The organism is Pseudomonas sp. LB-090624, assembly GCF_003205205.1.
Classification (GTDB): domain Bacteria; phylum Pseudomonadota; class Gammaproteobacteria; order Pseudomonadales; family Pseudomonadaceae; genus Aquipseudomonas.
Genome location: NZ_QJRL01000044.1, coordinates 1 through 18,005, shown reverse-complemented (window position 1 = coordinate 18,005; position 18,005 = coordinate 1). Strand labels below are relative to the sequence as shown.

The 18,005-nt window shown below is 59.8% G+C and carries 14 protein-coding genes and 1 tRNA gene; 7 read left to right on the top strand and 8 right to left on the bottom strand.

Features of this window, described 5'->3' with window-relative positions; genetic code table 11:
• Positions 1–50: 50 nt before the first annotated feature.
• The 7 genes from avs3b to DMX11_RS24285 form a co-directional block, all read right to left on the bottom strand.
• On the bottom strand, positions 51–734 hold the full coding sequence (gene avs3b, locus DMX11_RS24320; protein WP_256590662.1) for an AVAST type 3 anti-phage proein Avs3b: 684 nt from the start codon (positions 732–734) through the stop codon (positions 51–53).
• A complete protein-coding gene (avs3a, locus tag DMX11_RS24315; protein ID WP_110747839.1) occupies positions 709–6,963 on the bottom strand; it encodes an AVAST type 3 anti-phage nuclease/ATPase Avs3a in 6,255 nt (2,084 codons plus the stop codon). Before avs3a ends, avs3b begins: the two co-directional genes overlap by 26 nt.
• A 220-nt stretch (positions 6,964–7,183) precedes the next feature.
• Positions 7,184–7,471, bottom strand: coding sequence for a hypothetical protein (locus DMX11_RS24310; RefSeq protein ID WP_110747836.1), 288 nt, complete (start codon positions 7,469–7,471; stop codon positions 7,184–7,186).
• A complete protein-coding gene (locus DMX11_RS24305) occupies positions 7,468–8,448 on the bottom strand; it encodes an integrase domain-containing protein (protein ID WP_110747848.1) in 981 nt (326 codons plus the stop codon). The genes DMX11_RS24310 and DMX11_RS24305 overlap by 4 nt, the downstream gene beginning before the upstream one ends.
• A 904-nt stretch (positions 8,449–9,352) precedes the next feature.
• Positions 9,353–10,675, bottom strand: coding sequence for an integrase arm-type DNA-binding domain-containing protein (locus tag DMX11_RS24295; protein ID WP_158286186.1), 1,323 nt, complete (start codon positions 10,673–10,675; stop codon positions 9,353–9,355).
• A 161-nt stretch (positions 10,676–10,836) separates the two neighbouring features.
• Positions 10,837–10,912, bottom strand: a tRNA-Thr gene (locus tag DMX11_RS24290).
• A gap of 71 nt (positions 10,913–10,983) precedes the next feature.
• Positions 10,984–11,394 (bottom strand): pilin, encoded by a 411-nt coding sequence (locus tag DMX11_RS24285; RefSeq protein WP_110747829.1) that lies wholly within the window; start codon positions 11,392–11,394, stop codon positions 10,984–10,986.
• Between the two features lie 215 nt (positions 11,395–11,609).
• On the opposite strand from DMX11_RS24285, the gene DMX11_RS24280 reads away from it, so the two are divergent.
• The 4 genes from DMX11_RS24280 to yacG are packed head-to-tail and all read left to right on the top strand — an operon-like array spanning position 11,610 to position 14,507.
• Entirely contained in the window at positions 11,610–12,818 is a 1,209-nt protein-coding gene (locus tag DMX11_RS24280) for a type II secretion system F family protein (protein ID WP_110747826.1), read from the top strand.
• Positions 12,819–12,820: 2 nt separating this feature from the next.
• The gene (locus tag DMX11_RS24275; RefSeq protein ID WP_110747823.1) at positions 12,821–13,687 is read left to right on the top strand and encodes an A24 family peptidase; all 867 of its coding nucleotides are present in this window, start codon (positions 12,821–12,823) and stop codon (positions 13,685–13,687) included.
• Positions 13,687–14,310, top strand: coding sequence for a dephospho-CoA kinase (gene coaE / locus DMX11_RS24270; RefSeq protein WP_110747820.1), 624 nt, complete (start codon positions 13,687–13,689; stop codon positions 14,308–14,310). Before DMX11_RS24275 ends, coaE begins: the two co-directional genes overlap by 1 nt.
• Entirely contained in the window at positions 14,307–14,507 is a 201-nt protein-coding gene (yacG, locus tag DMX11_RS24265) for a DNA gyrase inhibitor YacG (RefSeq protein ID WP_110747817.1), read from the top strand. The genes coaE and yacG overlap by 4 nt, the downstream gene beginning before the upstream one ends.
• 136 nt (positions 14,508–14,643) lie before the next feature.
• On the opposite strand, the gene DMX11_RS24260 is transcribed toward yacG, so the two are convergent.
• Complete coding sequence (locus tag DMX11_RS24260) at positions 14,644–15,351, bottom strand: energy-coupling factor ABC transporter permease (RefSeq protein ID WP_110747814.1); 708 nt, start codon at positions 15,349–15,351, stop codon at positions 14,644–14,646.
• A 140-nt stretch (positions 15,352–15,491) separates the two neighbouring features.
• Here DMX11_RS24260 and DMX11_RS24255 point away from each other — a divergent pair, with 140 nt between their 5' ends.
• The 3 genes from DMX11_RS24255 to DMX11_RS24245 all read left to right on the top strand — a co-directional run bounded on the left by DMX11_RS24255 (position 15,492) and on the right by DMX11_RS24245 (position 17,807).
• Complete coding sequence (locus DMX11_RS24255) at positions 15,492–16,121, top strand: DUF1780 domain-containing protein (RefSeq protein ID WP_003247546.1); 630 nt, start codon at positions 15,492–15,494, stop codon at positions 16,119–16,121.
• A 132-nt stretch (positions 16,122–16,253) separates the two neighbouring features.
• Complete coding sequence (locus DMX11_RS24250) at positions 16,254–16,427, top strand: DUF3094 family protein (RefSeq protein WP_033744188.1); 174 nt, start codon at positions 16,254–16,256, stop codon at positions 16,425–16,427.
• An 84-nt stretch (positions 16,428–16,511) separates the two neighbouring features.
• Entirely contained in the window at positions 16,512–17,807 is a 1,296-nt protein-coding gene (locus tag DMX11_RS24245) for an NAD(P)/FAD-dependent oxidoreductase (protein ID WP_110747811.1), read from the top strand.
• Positions 17,808–18,005 lie beyond the last annotated feature (198 nt).

Sequence of the window (18,005 nt, the reverse complement as noted above, 5' to 3'; positions counted from 1 at the left end):
GCTATATCCGGCGGCGTAAGCTGTTTCGCTGGAGTGCGAGACCTCGTTTCTCACTCACCCAATTCCTCGGTATCTTGAGAGAGCGTGTTTCTCATATCGCCGGCCAGGAACAAGGCTGCTTTCGCAAAACTCTCGAGTCGATCGATTCGATCAAGCATGGCTTGTTGTTGGAGCTGCTCTTGGCTCTTCAGCAGACCTCCTGCGATGAATCTTGATACCCGCAATTCCACGTTTGCTTCCAAGCCGCCCTTTAGGACCTCTTCTAGCCATGGGTTGACTACATTGACTGACCGTTCGGCGGCAACGCTGAGTGCGTAACGGATCAGTTCCCTAGCTGCCCGGTCAATTCCAATCGCAAACTCGAAGAGCTCCTTCTCGTCCTCTGAAGCACCTTCAAGCTCTTCGCTGGTAGGCGGGCGCGCGAAAAACCTGAGTTCATCTGCCTCATTCACCCCTAAAGAATTGAGGGTGCGCAGCAGCGGGTCTAACTCCCTCAGCGGTCGCATGTACGGAGGCAATGTGTAACGGTGTGCCCAGAGTTTCAGGATGACATCCACGCACTCCGCTACCGCTGAATCTCGTACAGTTTCGGACGCATCCTCAGCTGCGGAAATTTTCTCGGCTACTAGGTGCGCCATCCATTGGGCAGTGACATCATCGCCGAGCATCAGGCCGGCAACGATCCGCTTGCCGAGCTCGATTACAGCCTTAGAGCGATCTAGTGATTCCATCATGTCCGATCAAATAGTAGCGGTTGTAGGGGTAGTTATAAAAGGAGTAGTCATCGTTGTCAGTCTTGTCTTTCGGTGGCTTGCGGCGGACCTTGACGCAGACGACCAGTGATGTGTTCGGGTGCCCATTCAAGAGTACGCGAATGAACTTGTCGTCTGCGCTGAGCCGAGTGCCGTTCAGGACATCGCGCTCCTCGCCGTAGCCCGTGCTGCGCGACCACGATTCGCTTCTCGCCCTGCCACCGTCTGGTAGCGTCCACGATCGCGCCTCTGGATCCGTCATCGGACTCAGAGCATTGAGGATTTCTTGACAAGGCTGCGGGCCCGGGTTGTCCACATTGCCAGCCCATGGGTCATATTCATCAAGGCTCATCGATTCGCGTCTCGACTTAACCCAGCCGAGCAGCCTCAGCCCTGGATCATCAACATCTTCCCGGTGATCGATGTGATCCGCGTCTGGAAGGTAAATCTCTCCTGGGTTAGGGCTCGTCTGCATGGCGGCTAGAAGGGCATCCGCATGGCATGAAGGAACGAGTACAGACCTTACTGACACCGTTTCACCGTTGGCCGCATCGGTGGTCGTCCATTGGCCCCAGAGGACCATCATGCCGTCGTCTGTTGTCAGTTGGTCATCCAGGTACTGTCTATCAACTTGCCAACACCATGAGGCATCAGATCGATCGCTACCCGACGAGGCGACCTTCAGAATCTCGGGATCGCGCCGGTCTGCAAGCCACCTGTCATCACCGCGAGTGAGCAACTGTCCTCTCAACCAATCGTCAAACGGATCTATTTCCTCATCAGCGCGACGGCGTACCGGCTTTGTCTCCAAGAGCTGGCCAGCGACGAACATCATAGCGTGATAGGACTGATAGGCGACGCAATCCTCTACTCTGGGCATAGTTCCATGCGAGTGGCTTGTCTCTCTCCCTCGGAAGAGCCCACGCTCATAACGTTGATCATCGACGCGACGGCGAGGGCCTAGCGACATGCGACTACGCAAGACAGCCCCTGCTTGTTGTTCGATCGACTGCTGATTCAAACCGAATACGCGGCCCAACGGCGCGAACCAATAGGGGCCGATGTCGATGCCGAAAAAGTACCTCTCTTCGTCCACGGCTTCGTCATCCGACGCATTGTCATCGATTTCGTACTCGCGATCGCCGTAGACGTCCTCGGGCAGCACAGCGCGGTTTGCGCCGTTCGCAATGGCGAGCAAATCCGATGACAACATGTGGACTTCATGCAGGCGTCTCAATGCATCCGAGGCGAAGTGCCGGATAACGACGTGCTGCTCCCTTGCGCAAGAATCAAGGAATGCGAGAAAAGGAGTAACGGCACGAGGTATATCCATGGCGCCCCGTGCCAGGGCAATACAGAGCCATTGGCGGGCATGCCACTCATAAAAAACCAGGCCGCGGTCGGCAAATGGCTGCGGGTCAGCTCCCGATGCGCGAGTGGCCAGCGCGGACAACAAGGATCGCCAGTCGAGCTCAAGACAGTTACGGACGCAGTGGGCGTGTTCCCAGCGTTCCGCAGTGGACGGGCGCGCCAGACCCGCCCATAAGTAGCCGGCCAAGGCGTCCTCGCAAGAGGATGACGGTGCGAGGGAGTCGTTCCACGGGCCATCGCCATCTTTACCCTCAAGAATCTCTTCGAGCAGGTCTAAGCCGAAGTTCAACACCTCGTCGGCCTCGTCGCTGGTCAGGTGTCGCGAGAGTGGCTCCACCAGATGGAACAAGTCGTTCGCATCAAGTGCGTCGAGCTGCGACAGGTATCCCTTGATCCGAGCTGACGCTACGTCCTTCTCCGTGATGATGCCTTCTGCGTAGAGACCATCAAATGGGCCCCTATTGCCCCAACCGCGGCGCCCCACGCGGTTGGGTTCGCTTGCAGCCAGCAAAAGGGTCGCCTTTCTTAGTTCGTTGCGGACGGACAGGAGCCTCTTGCTCGCATCGGGGAGGTGCCTGATGACGTCCATGAAGCTGAATACACTGAACTCGTCGACCAACTGGAGAGCACGGAGGTATCCCTCGAACTCCGACAGTTTCGCGCGACGACAGCCTTGCTCATAGAACTCGCTAGCGTACGAACGACCATTATTCCTCTTGAGCGATCGCCGTGCTGCGACAACCGCAGTTGGGTCGCAGAGATCGACGCCGTTGAAGATGGCATCCCAGTCGGGCTCCTCCACATCTTTACGAGGATCCGACCGGGACGTGCGAGCAGCAGTCACCGACTCACCGGCCTCTTTGGGCACAGATGCCTGAAGCAGCCTCTCTAAATCTGGAAGCGACATCGCCACGGAGTCGGCCAGAACCTTGAGTTTGCGCCAGGTGGGCGTTTCGTGGGTCTGGATGCGGAGGAATCGGAAGGCGATCTGCAGGATTGATCTTTTCCGGTTGTTGTCGGATTCCGCCTCAATGGCCGCTTTGATGTCGCTAGCGCGCTTCCATCCCGCCTCGATACCACTCAAGGCCACCGCTGCCTTTTTTGGAAGGCACCCTCGGTCGATCAGACTGTAGATTGCGACGGGCAATAGCTCGCCAGCAACGCCGAACTCTCGATCCCGCCAACGACTAAGAATTGCGAGACTGGATGAAGGACAAAGGCCGACCAAGCCCTCGACCAACCGGTCCCAGTCCATGTATTTGTCTCGGGCCATGTGCTCGTAGCTGAGCTCGGCAATACGTGACAGCCGATAGGCGGTCCTAGGTCTGGCCTGGCCCGGGCGATGCGCGGCGTCCGAGAGATCCAAGAACGTTGTCCATCGAGAGAGGTGTTCCTCTCCGATCTTACTGGCGATGTCGATCGCCTTGTCGAAATAAGCAGCCGCTTCCGACTTGCTCACGCAGAATATGGCGCGCGCTAGCTCCTGAAGATCGTCAACCTGTGCCTCCGCATCGCTGCGCGACGCGATGATCTGATCGAACGCCTTAGAGCTGAGCCGCAGTGAGAGTTCGCTCATCCCTGCTGTTCGCGCGGCGATGTGGCACATCCTCGTGAGAGTGCTCGAGTAGACTCGGTCATTAGTGTCGACCCACTTCAGTAGCGCGTCGACCTGAGCGGGCTCAATGGAGCCCGCATCGCGAAGGATCTGTACCCATTCGATGGCAACAGCCTTCTCCCAATTGAAGTTCCGCTGATAGTCACGTGACGAAGCAGATTTCGTATGTCCCAGCGCAAGCTCGACTTCGTGATCAAGGTTGGGAGATTGGCGGCCGCAGGCGATCTCAGCGGCCAAGACGAACCAATGCAGAAGGCCCCCTGTCACTTGCTGCAACTGTGACGCTTGTCGGCTCTTTACGGCAGATCCCTTCGTCTCAAGTTCAAGGCGGATATCCTTGGCCGCCAGATCAATCAACTCAATCCGTTTTCCGCGTAGCGCGGCTTCCAAAGCGTAGGCCCGAATGAAGTCTGCTCGCTCGTCATCGAAGTCATGGAGTTGGTGAGGCGGATCTTCTGGCAAATACCGGCGCAACGTCTCCGCCCAAGTCGCATCGTCGCGCGGGAGGCACCGGAGCGCCAGCGTGATTGCAGACCGAACTCCGTCCAGTACGCTGCTCCCAGACCTCCATGAGAAATGCTCCTCGGGTAACTTGACCTTAGGGTCGACCAAGATGCCCATCAGATGGCGCAGCGGCTCCGCTGGCAACAGATGTGCAACCCGGACCGCTTCGGTTGCTAGGCCCAGCAGCATCCAGGCATCTCCCTCAGCGTGCTCGGCGAGTTCATCCATTCGCTTAAAGTCGCCAACGTCCGCAAGTCGAGCGGCCACGCACTTCGTGGCTCTCAGTACGGTGGATTTGAGATTCCATGCTTTCAGAAATTGCGCGGACTCAGCAGGGCCCCGCAGTCTCAGGACTCCGATAGCAAGCTCGGCAATATCGGCGTCGTCGATCTTGTCCTCTTTGCGGCGTTTGGGTGGCAGCTTGCTCCAAGCGATCAAAGACTCCCATGCCATGCGCAGCCTACTTCTCGCCTCAGGGATGAGGTCATCGTTTCCGGCAAGCAGCACCGCCTCATACGCGTGATGCGAGCCAAAGAATCCACCGCCGAACGTGCGCCTGGAAACCATTTCTTCGATGCGATCTGGCGCAAGCAGAATGCTGGCAATGTCAGTGTTCTGCTGGATGAGTGTGTTCTGTCGAGCCTCGCCAGCTACCTCACCGCCGACCTTCAGCGCCAGCTTAGCAGCGGCAACATGCCGCCCATGCTGCAAGCATGCTCTGAGCGCGAACATCAGTCGTTGCAGCTCAATGTCTCGTCGCTCCAGCGGGTTGAGCTCTGGCAAGCTCTCATTCGAAAGCGCCAGCGCAATCAGCTCGTCCATACGACCGGCAGACAGTAACAACTGCGGCAGCGCCGCTGCCACATATGAACTGGTTAACGCAAGTGGCTTGAGCTTCGTAAGAAACGCATCAAGCGAAGCCGCATCGGGCTTGAACGTCTCGTTGAACCAGGTCTCTGCAGGCTCGTCCATGAAGTGCAGACCTGAGTCCTTTACGAACAGCGGTCGCCCAAACTCAGTGGCAAACGTACGAACGGCGCTCTCTGGGACGCCGGCGATCTGCGCCAAGATAGAAATGGGTACCAAGGGCCGGAGCACCGCTAGGCCCTTGCAGATGAGGTCTATCTGATTCGCTTCTGTCGGCCCCCACTCGGCTTTCAGCCTGTCGATAGCTTTGGTCAGCAGACCTCCGATCGCGTGCTGGATCGTTGTGGGTGTTGGTCCTAGGGTCCTCAGCATGTCGCCGATGGATGGTTTTCCCTCCATAGCCAGTGCTTGAACGCGCGGGTTATTGCTACTGAGGAAGGCGAATTCTGCAGCCTCCTCGTCCGTTGCCTCGGGATAGCTCAGTCGCAGGTGTGTGGCAGTCTCAGCCTTGGTGAACGACTCCAGTTTAATAACGATGGTGTTAAGCGGAGCACCCAGGAGGCTCTGCCGGTGTGATCGGCATGTGACTACCAACCGCACCCCGTCGGGCATGTCCGTATTGATCAAGTCATGGACAAAGGCACGCTCACCGACCTCTTGTGCAGCCATGCATGCGTTATCGGCCGCGTCGACGATGATGCAAAGGCTCGCCTGAGTCTTGCGGGCTCTAAGAAGATCGATGGCTTGCTTGAGCCGAGATACGAAGGCCCGCATGAACTGCTTGGAGTCGGTGCCGCCGGACGGAATCAATGGCAGGCAAAGTTGCTGTCCTGATAGCTCGTTCGCGATCTGGACGAGAGCATCGCGGTATCGATGGCGATACTTCAAGGCTTGGCGATAAGTGCCGTCGCCGAAGCAGTCATACAGAACAGCCACTGACCCAGCAGGCATGGCACGAGCCAGGTGAGTAGAAAGAGTCGACTTGCCAACACCACCGTCTGCATGGATGACTACTGGACTTTGTGCAGTGAGAATCTTTGCCAGGATTTCTGCCTGTTGCGCTCGAGGAAGCACTTGCTTCGGTTCCGAGATCAGCAAGGGCGCCGGCAGAAGATCGATCTCGGTCACTTGCAGTGCGCGAAGTACGTCGTAGAGTCGAACAGAACGATCCTTCGCTCCCTCATCGGTTGCCCGGCGAGTAACGAGTTCCTTCAGTTGGAGCACGGCCTCGGTGTCCGGTCCGGACAGGTACGAGCTCAGGTCTCGACTGAGAAGGTTGCGCTGTTCCCATAGATCCGGTTCACCAGCTTCAACCGAGAACGCGGAGAAGAAGCTCTGTACGTTGCCGCCAGCCGACGCAGCGTAACGCTTCAGCAGCCCATCTATTTCAAGGTGCCGCGGCGCTGTCGACCCCGCCGCGATATCGGCCAATGCCTCAAGAACAGTTTCATCCATGGGCCTGTTTGTCAGAAAAATGAACCGAACCTTCTTCGTCAAGACATCCAAGCCAAGCGACGCGTCAAACTCCTTGAAACGTCCTGCAAACCCCTCAATGGTTCCTTTGAGGCCGCTTGCCGTCCAAGGAACGTGCGCTTGCCTGGACGAGTGTTTGAGCTGCACATAGCGGATGGACTCTGCCTCTATGACATCTTCGCTGCCGTAGTAAAGGCCGACGTCGATAACCTCGTCGCCGACGATTGTGGAGGCTCCCCCCTCGTCCAGTGAAGCCCCTTCGATCGCCACCGCCACTAGGTCACCCGCCACAGCAAGCAACCCGAGGCATTGCCGAGCGGCCCATTGATAATGGAACTGGTCGCCACTTCTAGAGGGACCTACAGAACCTTGCTTCGCCATATTTTCTGCACTCCCTGCATCCGCCTTTCAACGGAGTTTACAGGACCGAGATGTCCTTGGCGGACCTGCCTACGGCCAGTTCCTATCTTCAAGGGCTGCGGAACCGCTTTCGAGCGTCGAGGTTGGCAGTATGAAAGAATGCCCCAGCTACATAGCAGACGTTGACCACGGCGGTTCAAACGACTGCTACGGGTTGAAAGCTGTTGGTCTCTAATATCAATCAGACCTTCGCTTGGCACTTGAACACCCATGTTTTTTCTAGACGATGAACTAGCAGTTGCATGGTCAGCAGATAGTAATACCGAGTCGCCACGCATCGCCTAGCCAGGCGATGCTCAAGAAACCAAAGTAGATGCTTTCTCTGCCAAGCCCAGGGTGTTTCTAGCTGCCAGCGCTGAAATATCTCGGCTTGGATGCGCTTTGCTTGCCGTAAATGGCGCTGTCGCGTTGCGTACGACCCCGTCAGCACCGCAGCCAGGAACAGTTCCATGTCGAATGGCTTATTCATGCGCGCCCTCCAATATAGGCAGCTACAACATCGATCCGGCTGTGCCCAAGCTCGTAGCTGATCTGCTTCCGGGCCTCACGATCAAGGTTCCTATCTACCTGGCAAAAGTGGCCGCCATTGATAGGCGCACGGTGTTGGGTGATTTGCTCATAGCGCTCACAAGCGTATGCCGCTCGTAGCTCATGGAAGCCTTTGAGGTTATGTGTATGCAGAATGTCCCGCGCAGGGCGGACGATTTGTTGGAGAAGACTCAGGTAGCTTTCGTGTGGCGCAATCAGATTGCGACTACCCACAGGCGAAATCTGCCGTGCAAACTTAAGTGCATCTTGAACTTGGCCGTCCACCGCAATCCACCGCGGTGCCAAGGCACCAGCGCGGCCGCCCTTGGTGCCATCCTGAATGTTAATCCTATCCAGATCGTTAGCTTCACGGCTTAGCCGTGGCAGGTCAGCCAAGATGGCCTCACGCAAGCGCATGCCGGTGGCTCGCGCCAGCAGGATGATCGCTGCGACCCGTCTCTGGTCAAGGCTGCAAAGCGCATCGACGATCTGCTTCACCTGCTCGCGGTCTTGGCCCTGCGGCACCGATTGGCGAACCCCAGTGCGCTGCATACCCAACGCCTTGCTCGGACTTGGCAACTTCACGTACTGATCACCGCGAAGCGCCGCCATGGTCCTGTTAACGCTGGATAGTCGGTTTTGTGCGGTGCTTACGGCGAGGTCGCCGCGCCTAACCATGTCGCGCAGATACGCTGCGTAGTCGGCCAACACCTTTCGATCAATCTGCCGCGCATCATTGATACCGGGCCCCAGTTCGGAACGGCACCATCTAACGAATGCCTGCCACCGATCACAGTGCGCCTTGACCGTGCCGTAATGACCGCCGCCGAACATGTCTTTCAGTGCCTGTGGCCCTGCGTAGCTCAATTGCCTGCCGTAGCCGAAATTGCGGCCATCTCGTTTACCCACCAATGCCATGTCGGTCACCTCATCTTCTGCTCTCCGATCCTCGCCCCACGTCATCCCGCCAAGAATGCTGAGTGTTATCAGGGATCAAGGTCCCTGCGACCTGTGGGGAATGTCCACTACGCGGGACTCGCGGCTCCTTACGTCCGGGAGCAAGGGCATCTCATGATCTGACCTCCTGAGCACCGTTACCGGTGGGCGGGTGGAGGCTGCATTGGCTGACGAGACCAGTGCCTGAAGATCCTGAGCCGGGTGAACACAGCGATGCGATGACCGGGGCGTGCCTGACTGTCAGTCAGGTGCAGTTCAATCCCTGGCCTGCGGCACCATCATCTTCAGCGCTGTTGCTGGTGACATCGGCGTTTGTCACGCCGATTGTCACGAGAGGAGTAGCCGCAAAGCCAAATGCGATGAGGGCTGCAGCAGTGCTAGAAGCGCCCGTCTCTTTCCAGGAGAAAGAGACGGGCGCAGGTTGGCGCAAGATTCGGCCAAGCGGATAGGTTGCTGCAGGGCAGCTAAGTAGAAGGTGCTATCTGGCACACGAGGGCCATGATCTGAAGTAGGCATCCATCACCGGGGAGGTGACCGGGCGAGCTGCCGGACGCGAATCGCCATTTGGGGGGAGAACCACCGCGGGAACGGCGTGACCTTGAAGGTTCTGGCCACCTGGGTGCTGTCAACGACAGCCTTTGCACTGTATTTTCTACGCCCGCAATCCGAGAGGGTCAAGCGACTCGCCCGCTGGATTTTACAGTTGAAAATGACGTTGGGCGGGTACGGAATCCCGTGGTTTCCAGTGGCCGATTTAGTGTTTTTGATTTTTCAGATGAGGGCCATCCAAACAGGGCGGCTTTGCAGCCCTGTTTGGATGGACCCGCATGGAAAAGCGGATCACCGAAGCTTCAAAGCCGTGCGCTCACTCGACTGCGCCACGCCTTGCTCGTAGGCTAGAAACGTTTGCCCCGGTCTGATTCGCGAACTCATGCGGCGAGATATGCTCGTGCCGGTTCGCTTCGAGATACCGGCTCCACCAACTCATGATCAATCGCCGTTCCTCCAGAAACTCGGCCTTGTGGATATACGCCGCCCGAACATTGTTGCGCTCCCTGTGGCTCATCTGCCGCTCGATAGCCGTCTCTGACCAAAGCCCGGATTCAACCAAGGCACTGCACGCCATGGACCGAAAGCCATGCCCGCAGATTTCTGTCTTGGTGTCGTAGCCCATATTCCGCAAAGCGCTGTTGACCGTGTTCTCGGACATTGGCTTCCACGAGCGTGCGTCACTGGTGAATACCAGATCGAAGTACCCCGTGATCGCATGAATCTGTTCGAGCAACGCCACCGCTTGCGGTGACAGAGGGACCAGATGGATGTCGCCCGCCATCTTCGTGCCTCTGGTCGAATACGGGACGCCATCCAAAACGGGCCGCGTATCAGGTATCTCCCAGATACCGCGCTTCAGGTCGAACTCACTCCAACGCGCGAAGCGCAATTCGCTGGACCGGACAAACACATGCAGGGACAGCATGACTGTCAGCCGAGTGAGCGTGCGTCCCTTGTAGTTCTCGATGCGGTCCATCAACTCAGGCAGACGAGACAGCGGGAGTGCAGGCCGATGCGTAACCCGTGGCGCGCTGATGAAGCCCTCAAGGTCAAATGCAGGGTTCACCGTGATCAGCCGCAGCCGCTTCGCCTCACGCATGATGCTCTGAAGGTAGTTTTGTACCCTTAAGGCCACATCGATCGTGCCGCGCTTCTTGATTGCCTCAAGCGGCTGCATGAGGTCGAAGGTATCCAGATCAACGATGGCACGTGCGCCTAGCAGCGGGAATACGTGAGTCTTCAAACGACTCAGCACCGTCCTCGAATGGCCAGGCGCCCACTTCACGGACATTTCCTTATGCCAGTCCAAGGCAACGCGTTCGAATGTGTGGCCTCTGACAACCGCCTCGGCCTTGGCCTGCTGCTTGGACGCAATCGGGTCAATGCCTTCAGACAGCAGCCGCTTAGTCTCAAGACGCTTCTGCCGAGCATCTGCGAGACCGATGACGGGATAGTTGCCAAACGAGGTCAGCCCCTCTCGCCCATCCGGTTTTACATACCTGAAGCGCCAGCCTTTACGGCCATTGGGGTAAACGAGGAGGTAAAGACCGTCACCGTCGAAAAGCTTGTAGGGGCGGTCAGTAGGTTTGGCCGAGCGGCATGCGGTGTCGGTCAGGGGAGCAGTAGTACGAGCCATAAGGGTAAACCCCTTTATCGAATCGACTTTATCCCAAACGTTACCCCTAAATCGGCTGGCAGCTGTCGGATTCCGACGGAACGCCATAACGAAAAAACCCGCCATAAGGCGGGTTTTACGGGGGTTCCAGAGATTTTGCTGGCCTTCGCTGGAACCTGATCTGGTGCCGGAGACAGGAATCGAACCTGCGACCTTCGCGTTACGAGTGCGCTGCTCTACCGACTGAGCTACACCGGCGTGTAGCGCAACGTACCACTGCTCACACCCGCAACGCAAACCCCTGTTTCCGCTGGTTTATTGCCCTGCCCTCAAGCCCCCTTGCACCCTTTGGGCGCGAGGTCTTCCGCGATGTCGGTCGTGCACGCCCAGCCGCTGGCCGAACGCGTCAGGGTCAGGGCCTTGCCCAGCACGTTGGCCGGGGCATCCACCAGGGTGCAGACAACGCTGCCGCTGCCATCTGCGGCCTTGCCGCTGGCCGTGATCGCACAATGGGCCGTCGCCGGCTGGCCACCCAACTCGACGACACCGGCCACATCCTTTCCATCATTCAGCCGCAGATCCATCGCCGTTTTCAGCGCGCTGATCTCCAGCAACCCGGCCGCGGCCTTGGAGCGGGCCTGGTGGTTGGTGTACATCGGTAAGGCGATGGTTGCCAGAATGCCGATGATCGCCACGACGATCATCAGTTCGATCAGGGTGATACCGCGTTGCCCTTTCATGAACAGTTTCCTTTTTGATACGCGTACTCGTTGAGGTCAATCTCGCCCCAACCGGCAGCGGCGCAGTAGGCCTGAACAGACACCTTTTGTCACCCCTGCCCGCTTGGGCGTCATCTTCGCTGATCTACTCTAGTGAGCATCACGGACGCGCGCCCTGGCATGGACGCGGCAAGCTGTTTCCAGGCTTGTCGCACGGGCAGAACAAGGACCTTCGCATGACCACACCCACATCGCTGTACAACTGGCACGGCACCGACGCCAACGGCGTGCCGGTCAGTGGCCAAACGCCTGGGCGCAGCCCGGCCTATGTACGGGCCGGGCTGATTCGCCAGGGCATTACCGTCGCCAGTTTGCGGCCGGCCAGTGGGCTGACGTTCAGTTTGCCCAAGCGGCGGGAGAAGGCCGACCCGGCAGGTTTCAGCCGGCAGCTGGCAACCTTGCTCAAGGCCGGGGTGCCGCTGTTACAGGCGTTTGAGGTGATGGGGCGCAGTGGTGGCGATGCGGCGCTGACAGCGCTGCTGGCTCGATTGAAACAGGATGTGGCGTCGGGCCTGGGGTTGGCGGACGCGTTGCAACGGCACCCGGGCTGGTTCGATGCGTTGTACTGCAACCTGGTGCGGGTGGGTGAGCAGTCCGGCACGCTGGACCGCCAGCTGGAGCAGCTGGCGGGCATGCTGGAACAGCGGCGGGTGCTGCACAAGAAAGTGCGCAAGGCGATGATTTATCCGTTGCTGCTATTACTGACCGGGCTGGGCGTGTCGGCGATCTTGTTGCTGGAGGTGATCCCGAAATTCGAGGGCATGTTCTCGGGCATGGGCGCGCAGCTGCCCGCCTTTACCCAGTGGGTGATCGACTTGTCCACAGGCCTTAGCCGGTTCGCGCCGCTGTTGCTGGTGATGGCGGTGTTGCTAGGTTTTGCGGTGCGCCAGCTTTACCGGCAGCACGCGCCAGCGCGCCTGTGGATAGCTCAGCGGGTGCTGGACCTGCCGGTGTTCGGTACGTTGCTGGGGCAGGCGGCGTTGGCGCGGTTTGCGCGTAGCCTGGCAACGTCTTATGGGGCCGGCGTGCCGTTGCTGGATGCGTTGGGTACGGTAGCGCGGGTAACGGGCGGCGATTTGCACGAGCAGGCGGTGTTGCGCCTGCGCCAGGGCATGGCCAATGGGCAGGGGCTGAACCAGGCGATGGGGGCTGAACCGCTGTTTCCACCTTTGCTGGTGCAGCTGACGGCTATCGGTGAATCCAGCGGTACGCTGGACCAGATGCTGGAAAAAGCCGCCAGCCATTACGAGGAACAGGTCAGCCAGGCGCTGGACCAGTTGACCAGCCTGCTGGAGCCGGCCATCGTGCTGATCCTGGGGCTGCTGGTCGGTGGCCTGGTGGTGGCGATGTACCTGCCGATCTTCCAGTTGGGTAGTTTGATCTGAACATGACTTTATGGACTTTGCTGGCTGAGCAGCCGGCGTACTTCTTCACCTTGGCCACGGTGCTGGGCCTGCTGGTGGGCAGCTTTCTCAATGTGCTGGTGTATCGCCTGCCGATCATGCTGGAGCGGCAATGGCAGCGTGAGGCGCAGGAGGTACTGGGGCTGCCGACCACGCAGCACGAGCGCTTCGACCTGTGCCTGCCCGCTTCGCGTTGCCCGCATTGCGCGCATCAGATTCGCGCGTGGGAGAATATTCCAGTCATCAGCTACCTGGCCTTGGGTGGGCGCTGTTCAGCCTGCAAAACCCGCATCAGCCCGCGCTACCCCGGGGTGGAAGTGGCCTGCGCGCTGCTGTCGCTGGTGGTGGCCTGGCGTTTTGGCGTTACGGCAGAAGCCTTGCTGGCATTGCCCCTGACCTGGTGCCTGCTGGCCTTGAGCCTTATCGATGCCGACCACCAACTGTTGCCGGATGTGCTGGTACTGCCGATGCTGTGGCTAGGGCTGGTCGTCAATGCCTTTGGCGTATATGTGCCCCTAAGTCACGCGCTGTGGGGCGCGGTGGCCGGGTACCTCAGCCTGTGGTCGGTGTACTGGGTGTTCAAGCTGGTCACCGGCAAGGACGGCATGGGTTACGGCGACTTCAAGCTGATGGCGCTGATCGGCGCCTGGGGCGGCTGGCAGGTGCTGCCGTTGACGCTGCTGCTGTCGTCGGTAGTGGGTGCATTGGTGGGCCTGTGCCTGCTGCGGTTACGCCGGCATGCCTTGGGCACAGCCATGCCGTTTGGCCCTTATCTGGCGATTGCGGGCTGGATTGCCGTGCTCTGGGGTGATGAAATATACGCCTCTTACATGCAACTGCTTGGATACTGATGACCACTGCGGCCTTCACCCCCTGGATTCTCGGCCTGACCGGCGGCATTGGTAGCGGCAAGAGCGCCGCTGCCGAGCGCTTCGTCGAGCTTGGCGTGCACCTGGTCGATGCCGACCAGGCGGCGCGCTGGGTTGTCGAACCTGGCCGGCCGGCCCTGGCCAGCATTGTCGAGCGCTTTGGCGCGGGCGTGTTGCAGGCAGACGGCCAGCTTGATCGTGCGGCCTTGCGCCAGCTGATATTCGCCGACCCAACGCAGCGCAAATGGCTGGAGCAACTGCTGCACCCGCTGATCGGGCAAGAGATTTTCAGCTACCTGGCCAAGGCCGAATCGCCCTATGCGGTCTATGTGTCGCCGCTGCTGATCGAGTCTGGGCAATACCACAAAACCCAGCGCGTGCTGGTGATCGATGCCCCGCCAGAGCTGCAAGTGGCGCGCACCCTGGCGCGGGACAACACCAGTGCCGAGCAGGTGCAGGCCATTCTGCAGGCCCAGCTGGCCCGTGAAGATCGCTTGCGCCACGCCGATGATGTGGTGGTCAATGATGGCGGCCTGGCCGCGCTGCACGAGCAGATTGACCGCCTGCACCACTTTTACCTGACTTTGAAAGGAGGCCAGCCATGAGCCAGCCATTGACCGTCGATTGCCCGACCTGTGGCGCACCTGTGGAATGGACCGATAAAAGCGCGTTCCGCCCATTTTGTTCCGATCGCTGCAAGCTGATCGATCTGGGAGCCTGGGCGGCTGAGGAGCACAAGATTCCTGGGGCGGAAGACTCCGAGGATGAGCTGTATTCGGGGGACCTCGAGCCGCGGCATTGAGCTGATGCGCACATACAACGCGGGCCCACAACCCGCGCGGTAGCTGTGGGAGCGGGCAAGCCCGCTCCCACAGTGAGAGTGCAACCTCTGAGTGCTGTGCATTACCCCCGAAGAGGCCGGCATAGCCACCACACATTCACCGCTCATCTTCCTTCCACGGCGCCTGCAAATACCGCGTGCGGTTGAAGGTTTCCAGCCATTCCGGGCAAAACACCACCAGCGCACTGATGACCATGCCGTTGATGAACGCCTCCGGGAACATCATCAGCCACAGGTAACCTACAAAGTCGCTGAGCCACTCCGGCAGGGCAAAGCGCCCGTCCAGCCATAACACCCCCAGCGCTGCCGGCACGCAGACAAGCACCGTCAGCGCGGCCGGGAAAAACCCCGAGCAGAAGATATAAACGAACAGGTTCCGTGGTTGCGCACGTTCGACCAATATGGCGCACACCTCGGTAATCAGCACCGGCAAGCCCACCAGCAACAGGCCATTCACCCCCAGCGCCGCCAAATCCTGACGCCCCAACGCCAGCAAGCCCAACTGGGCCATGAACCCGCCCAGCACCGCCAGCGGCCAGTCCAGCAACAGGGTAACCGCGGTCATGCCGATAAAGTGGTACGACACCCCGGTATCGAAATCGCGCCTCACCAGCCATAGCGCAAACAGGCAGAAGACCGTGCCAAACAGCAGATGCTGACGGCGCCGGTCAGTGAACAGCTCAACCCAGCGAACCCGGCTGACCGCCCAGATCAGCAACGGCACGTAACCCAGCCAACCAAGGGTAAGGGTGGTGCCGGACAACACCTGCGCGCTGATCACCTGGGCAATACCCCCTGCTGCCATGTGGATAAGTCGAGTCTACACCCTTTCTCCATTGCTTCGGCTGCCGTAGGCTGGTGCCCTCGTTCGATGCTGGGTGCATTGCTGATTTCTACGCTTGAACAGCATCTTACCGTCATCGATTAGCGGCTAAGCTTGTCTGCATGGATGACTCAGATTACCTGCGCCTGCTTACCATCCAGGCCGAACAAGCCAACGCCTTTCTCTCCAACGCCCGCAAGTGGGAGCGGGAGCGGTGGGTGTGCCAGCGGCTGTTGCAGGGGCTGAACATCCCCTACCGCAGCGAGGACTTCACCCCGGCCGGGCAAGAGCCGCCCGACGTGCTGTTCCGTGATGCCGCGTTCGAAGTGTTTTTCGTGCTCGACGAGGGCCGCCGCCTGAATGATGAGTGGCGCGAAGAACTGCAGCGTCGACGCAGTGCGTTTTCCCTGGCCCAGCTGGTGCGCCGCGAAGCGCGCCCGCGGCGCATCAGTGCCACCGAGCTGCTTGGGCGCCTTGCGCCGACCCTGCGCAAGAAAGCGCACAACTACCGGGAGCGCGGGCTGGAGCTGAACGAGCTGGACATCATTGCCTTCTCCAGCCTGAAGCGCGAAGTGCTCGACCTCAACACCCACTTCCCGCCGCCCACAGAATACCTGCGCCAGGGCTGGCGCTCGCTGTCGCTGGTGGGGCCGACATTTGCCCGGGTGCTGTTCGCCCACCCCGACGCGCCGGACTTCCTGCGCGGCAACCTGGGCCGCAGCATCGTCTTCGACGTGGGCATCAGTCTTTGATCCAGTGCAGCGATTGTTTGCGATGGCGTACACTCGGCGCCAGGGATAGAAAGCATTATCATTTGTTTCAAGCGCTTGCGCGAACGCTGTAGCGTTTGCGCAGTCACAGACGTCTACCTGACGAGGCCCACCATGACTAGCCGCCTGAACCCGGAAGATCAGCGTCGTGTCGATGAGTATCTGCGCGCCCCCCAGCACCAAGTCGAGCGCCGGCCCTTCCGGCCATGGCTGCTCCTTGTGCTGGTGGTGGCCGTGACCATCGGGTTGGGCCTTGTCAGCCGCCTGCTGAGTGGACTGGTGCTATGAGCTGCTTCGCGCTCGCCCTCCCCTCATGCAGTTTGCGGCCGCCCCACAGGGGCACGAATTCCGTAAACCTTATGAGATATTTCCATGACTCATCGCATCGTGATTGTCGGCGGCGGCGCCGGCGGCCTGGAACTGGCGACCCGCCTGGGTAAAAGCCTGGGCAAGCGCAAGCAGGCCGAAATCACCCTGGTCGACGCCAACCTCACCCACATCTGGAAGCCACTGCTCCACGAAGTGGCGGCCGGCTCGCTGAACTCCTCGGAAGACGAACTGAACTACGTGGCCCAGGCCAAGTGGAACCACTTCAACTTCCAGCTGGGGCGCATGAGCGGCCTGGACCGTGAAGGCAAGCAGATCCAGCTGGCCGCCACCCTCGACGAAGATGGCCGCGAGCTGCTGCCTGCGCGTACCTTGGGCTACGACACCCTGGTCATCGCCGTGGGCTCCAACACCAACGACTTCGGCACCCTGGGCGCAGCGCAGCACTGCCTGTTCCTGGATACCCGTAAGCAGGCCGAACGCTTCCACCAGCAGCTGCTCAACCATTACCTGCGTGCCCACGCCGGCGATGTGGCCAGCGAGCAGATCAGCGTCGCCATCGTGGGTGCCGGTGCCACCGGTGTGGAGCTGGCAGCCGAACTGCACCACGCGGCCCACGAACTGGCGGCCTATGGCCTGGACCGCATCCAGCCCAAGGACATGCACATCACCCTGATCGAAGCGGGCCCGCGGGTGCTGCCGGCACTGCCGGAGCGCATCAGCGTACCGGTGCACAAGACCCTGGAAAAACTCGGCGTGAAGGTGCTGACCAACGCAGCCGTCAGTGAAGTGACTGAAGATGGCCTGAAAACCAAGGACGGTGAAGTGATCCAGGCCAGCCTGAAAGTGTGGGCGGCGGGTATCCGTGCTCCCGCGTTCCTGAAAGACATCGACGGCTTGGAAACCAACCGCATCAACCAGTTGGTGGTGCGCCCCACCCTGCAGACCACCCGCGACGACGACATTTTCGCCTTCGGCGACTGCGCCGCCTGCCCGCAACCTGACAGCGACCGTAACGTGCCGCCCCGCGCACAGGCGGCGCACCAGCAGGCATCGATGCTGGCGCAGAGCCTGAAGGCCCGGCTGGAGAACAAGGCACTGCCGACTTACGCGTACAAGGACTATGGCTCGCTGGTGTCGCTGTCGCGCTTCTCGGCGGTAGGCAACCTGATGGGTAACCTGATGGGCAGCGTAAAGCTTGAAGGCTGGCTGGCGCGGATGTTCTATGTGTCGCTGTACCGCATGCACCAGATGGCGCTGTACGGGTTCTTCCGCACGGCGTTGATGATGCTGGGCAGCAAGATTGGCCGGGGCACTGAGCCGCGCCTGAAGTTGCACTGACAGGCAACGCCAAACCCTGTGGGAGCGGGTATACCCGTTACCACAGGGGTAACCTTCGGGATGTTTCCCGGGTGTCTAGTCCTGAAATAGGTTTACACCTGTTCAGGTAGCCCGATAGACCTCAAAACGCCCGATGCACCGCATCGGGCGTTTTGTTTTTCAGGGCCATGTGAGGCCGCTCTGTGTTGTAGATCTGCA